This is a genomic window from Terriglobales bacterium (assembly GCA_035764005.1).
In the GTDB taxonomy this organism is placed as follows: domain Bacteria; phylum Acidobacteriota; class Terriglobia; order Terriglobales; family Acidobacteriaceae; genus Gp1-AA112.
In genome coordinates this window covers 1-4197 of the sequence record DASTZZ010000020.1, presented here as the reverse complement: position 1 = coordinate 4197, position 4197 = coordinate 1, and the positions used below count along the sequence as shown (strand labels likewise).

Annotated in this window: 5 protein-coding genes; 3 read left to right on the top strand and 2 right to left on the bottom strand. The window is 57.5% G+C overall.

Features of this window, described 5'->3' with window-relative positions:
* Window positions 1–565: MFS transporter (locus VFU50_03310; GenBank protein ID HEU5231864.1), on the top strand; the 565-nt coding region annotated here is incomplete at its 5' end.
* Between the two features lie 16 nt (window positions 566–581).
* Here the strand turns inward: VFU50_03310 and VFU50_03305 are convergent.
* Together VFU50_03305 and VFU50_03300 are read right to left on the bottom strand one after the other, a co-directional pair.
* The gene (locus tag VFU50_03305) at window positions 582–1940 is read right to left on the bottom strand and encodes an ATP-binding protein (protein ID HEU5231863.1); all 1359 of its coding nucleotides are present in this window, start codon (window positions 1938–1940) and stop codon (window positions 582–584) included.
* 3 nt (window positions 1941–1943) lie between these two features.
* Window positions 1944–2642, bottom strand: a complete 699-nt coding sequence (locus tag VFU50_03300) for a response regulator transcription factor (protein HEU5231862.1) — start codon at window positions 2640–2642, stop codon at window positions 1944–1946.
* A 146-nt stretch (window positions 2643–2788) separates the two neighbouring features.
* Between VFU50_03300 and VFU50_03295 the strand changes: the two genes are divergently transcribed.
* Both VFU50_03295 and VFU50_03290 read left to right on the top strand, forming a co-directional pair.
* Entirely contained in the window at window positions 2789–3271 is a 483-nt protein-coding gene (locus VFU50_03295; protein HEU5231861.1) for a Spy/CpxP family protein refolding chaperone, read from the top strand.
* A gap of 51 nt (window positions 3272–3322) precedes the next feature.
* Window positions 3323–4197 (top strand): ABC transporter permease (locus VFU50_03290; protein ID HEU5231860.1); only part of this gene is annotated, 875 nt, incomplete at its 3' end.

Genomic DNA, 4197 nt, shown 5'->3' with positions numbered 1-4197 from the left:
CGGCAGACGCTGGGATATGCGTGCGCTGCTCTCTGCCGGTCTCGCGGTTTCCGCAGTCGGAGCCTACATGTTTTCTTTCTTGAACATAAATGCCGGCCCATGGAGTTTCTTCTGGCCGCAGGTGGTCATGGGCGCGGGATTGTCCTTCATGTTTGTTCCCCTGGCCACCATCACGGTTGACCCAATCCCAAAAGAGGAAATGGGATACGCCAGCAGTCTGATCGCGCTGGCCAGAAATCTTGGCGCGGGGATCGGGATCTCCGCCTTCGAGGCTTTCCTCGCGCGGCGCGAGCAATTCCACCAGCTTCGGCTCGCAGCTTCGATGGCAACGCAGCCGGGAGTGGTCTTCAGAACCATCTCCGGCCTGCAGGCGTACCTGGGACATGAGGGGAATAACTCGATAAGTGCAAGATCGGAAGCTCTGGACTTGATCTACCATCAATTACAGCAAAGAGCTGCGGCACTAAGCTACCTTGACGGCTTCCGCATCATGGCCTTCCTGCTGCTCGCAGCAATTCCGTTCGTCTGGATCATGAAGAAACCGCAATTCAAGTCCTCCGAGTGACAATAGATAGCCGCTATCAAGCAATTGGAATCCTGATTCGGACCTCAAGCCCGCCATCTGCGGCGTTCGCAGCACTTATGGTACCTCCATGTATGCGCATGACCTTGTCGGCGATGGCGAGACCAAGGCCAGCGCCTCCCGATTGCTCGTCGCGCGCATTGGCTACGCGATAGAACGGGCGGAAGATATTATGTAGTTCCTTTTCGGGAACTCCGGGTCCGTGATCGCGTACGGTAAGGTGCGCCGATACCGATGCTCTATCGGTTTGAAGATTCACTTCTACCGTAGTCTCCGCAGCGGTGTACCGGACTGCATTGAGAACGATGTTTTCTATAGCGCTGCGCAGCAGGTCGCCATTGCCGCGGACGCAGACTTCCTTATCGCCTGAAAATCGCACCGAGCGCTGTCGTTCGCGTGCGGCAAACTCCGCGTCCGACACGACTTCGGCGACCAGCGCGCCGAGATTCAATGATTTCATCTCGACTGATGCGCTCGCCGCATCGAGTCGGGCGACAGTAAGAAGACGGCCGACCATCTCGCTGAGGCGCTCGAAGTCTCTTTCCATGCGGTCGAATGCAGGATCGTTTCCCTTGCGTTCTCGCGCCAAATCCATGGCCACGATCAAACGGGAAAGAGGCGAACGCAGTTCGTGAGAGACGTCAGAGATCAGTTGCCTCTGACTTGAGACCAGACCTTCGATCCGCTCTGCCATAACGTTGAAGTCGCGGACCAACTCTCCCAATTCGTCGCTGCGCCGCTGTGCGTCGGTTGCGGCCCGGGTCTCCAAGTTCCCCGCAGCAAGCTCTCGCGATGCTGCTTGCAATTGCACAATCGGTTTGGTGAGATGCCGCGCCAGCAAGTAGCAGATCAAGCCGGAAACTGCGAACGCGACTATGAAGTGGAGGGCGACTCCCAGCGGATCGGGCCCGAAAGCCGCACGAGGTCCAGCCGGCAACTCCGTGGCGAATACATAGATGGCGCCATCTTTACCTGAGACTTGCAGTGCGACGCGCACAAGTCCATAGCGAATATCAAAAGCCGAATGTCTCGTTGACTCGGCTGCGCGGCTGACTAATAAGCGAAAGGAATCGCATTTTGATCCGGCAATCGCGGTTCCATTTCGGTCAAAGAGGCACGCCTGGGTGTGAGCGCTGCGAGCGAGATCATCCAGATACTCTGTGATGGCCGGCCGGCCACCCCGCTCCATCTCTCCGACAGCGGCTTTGCCGTAAATGCCGGCGGCCTCGCTCAGCGCCGCGTGCCAGCGCTCGGGGATTCCGCCGCGTTGCAGCACGAAGCTCAGGATGAGAGCGATTCCCGTGACGATCGCCGTGGCCCAGAACCAGAGAAAGATTTTTAAGAATAGACTGCGCATGCTTCACTTCTTTCCCAGTTCGGCCCGCGGCACGAACTGATAGCCGGCGCCGCGCACTGCCTTAATTCTTTCTCCCGCCGGGGACTCTCCAAGCTTCTTGCGCAGGTTGCTGATGTGGACGTCGATCACGCGATCGAAGGGTCCGACGACCTTGCGTCCCAAAACGGTCTCGGTTAGCTGCTCGCGCGTGACTACGTGCCCCGCTCGCCTCAAGAAGGCCTCCAGCAAGGAAAATTCGACGCTGGTGAGGTGCAGTTTGCGCTCGTTGATCCATGCCTCTCGTGCCGGCAGATCGAGCGAGATGTCGCCTGCGCTCAGCCGTTGCGTCGCCGCCTCGAGCGGCATGGTGCGGCGCAGTACCGCGCGAATGCGCGCAATCAGCTCGCGCGGATTGAACGGCTTGGGCAGGTAATCGTCCGCGCCGATCTCAAGTCCGAGAATGCGGTCTACCTCTTCCCCGCGCGCGGTGAGTATCAGCACGGGAATGCCCGAGTGCGGGCGCAGATTTCTGAGCACATCCAGACCAGTAAGTCCGGGAAGCATGAGATCCAGGATTACCAGCGCGTGCTCTCCCGAACGCGCTCGTTCCAGCCCGCGAATGCCCTCGTGTACGGCTTCGAGTGAAAATCCTTCGGATGCCAGGCGTTCGGCGAGGACCTCACAGAGACCGACATCGTCGTCCACGATGAGAATTCGTTCCATTCTGATACTCGCCTGCGCCGATGGTAGCGGATGATCCGCTCGAATTGGCGATCTTTATAAAACTTTATCTGGCTGAATCAATCTTTATCGCACTCCTTCACTCGCAGTAGTCAGATAGCTATGAAGTTTTTTGCAAGGAGTCTCACATGAAAAGGAATTTCTATCTCGTTGGAGCGGTCCTGCTGATCGTCGCAGGAGCGGTCGGACTAGCCGGCGCGGAATTTGGAATCGGCCAGCATGGCTGGGGTTTTCACGGGCCCGGGCGATTTCCTGCCGCGTTCATCGCGCATGAACTCAACCTCACCGATGCCCAGAAGACCCAGATCAGAGGCATTTGGAATGCGGAGCGGCCCAGAATCACTCCGCTTCTGCACGAGCTTGTGAATGGCTGCGATCAGATGTCATCGGCGAATGCCAAGGGCGATTTTGATGAGTCCACGACTCGCGCGATTGCAGACAAAGAGGCGACGACAGTTTCGCAATTGTTCGTCGAACGGGAGCGCCTCATTTCAACCATCTACAACGACGTATTGACGCCCGAGCAACGCGTGAAGGCAGATCAGCTGCGTGCACGCATGCATGGACACATCGAGGAATTTCTCAGCCATCTGGATCAATCGAACGATTGATTCAAACCGACTGACTCAGAAGAAATTGCGGCCCACAAATGGAGCCAGGGCATGAAAAACACATTACAGCCAAAGCACAGCCATGAAACTTTCCCGAGCGCAGCTACTACTCGCGGTTCGTGGTTGCGCGACTGCGAACAGGATCTGCGCTACGGCCTACGCACCTTGCGCCGAAGTCCTGGCTTTTCCATGGTTGCGGTTCTGACCATTGCATTGGGGATCGGATCCAGCACGGCGGTGTTCACGGTGATCAACACGTTCTTTCTGAACTCCGTACCGATCCCCAATCCATCGACTTTGGTCGCGGTATATGCAGTGCCGCAAAACGCAGATTCTCATGCCAACAACCCACAACCGATCTCCTTTCTCGATCTCCAGGATTATCAGGAGAAGAACAAAGCTTTCACCAGCCTGGCCGGCTACAGCTCGCCAATTCCAATCAGCTTTTCCGAAGGCAAGAACCCCGATCGCCTGTTTGCCGAACTTGTGACCGGAAACTATTTCGAGACGCTGGGAATGCTTCCCGCTTTGGGACGATTTCCCAGCGCGCAGGAAGACCGCGCTCCCGGTGCCGATCCGATTATGGTGATCGGTTACGGAATGTGGCAGCGCCGATTCGGAGGTGATCGTTCGGTAATTGGTCGCGTGATCTATGTGAACGAAAGACCATTCACGATCGTCGGCGTCGCTCCGCCGGCTTTCAAGGGCGTCAATGCAATCTTTGGTCCGGATCTGTGGATCCCGAGCATGATGGCCGAGGATGTGCTCCCCGCACCGTCGCACGATGCGCTGCGCCAGCGTAGTAAGCCACTGTTCACGGGGATCGGGAGACTACGTCCCGGAATCTCGATGGTCCAAGCCGGCGCCGATCTGAAGGCCGTCGCGGCGACGTTGAGATCGGAATATCCGGACTCGGATGCCGATCG

Coding starts and splice junctions, on each gene's coding strand:
- VFU50_03305 (HEU5231863.1), bottom strand. CDS start 1,940: ATGCGCAGTCTATTCTTAAAAATCTTTCTCTGGTTCTGGGCCACGGCG.
- VFU50_03300 (HEU5231862.1), bottom strand. CDS start 2,642: ATGGAACGAATTCTCATCGTGGACGACGATGTCGGTCTCTGTGAGGTC.
- VFU50_03295 (HEU5231861.1), top strand. CDS start 2,789: ATGAAAAGGAATTTCTATCTCGTTGGAGCGGTCCTGCTGATCGTCGCA.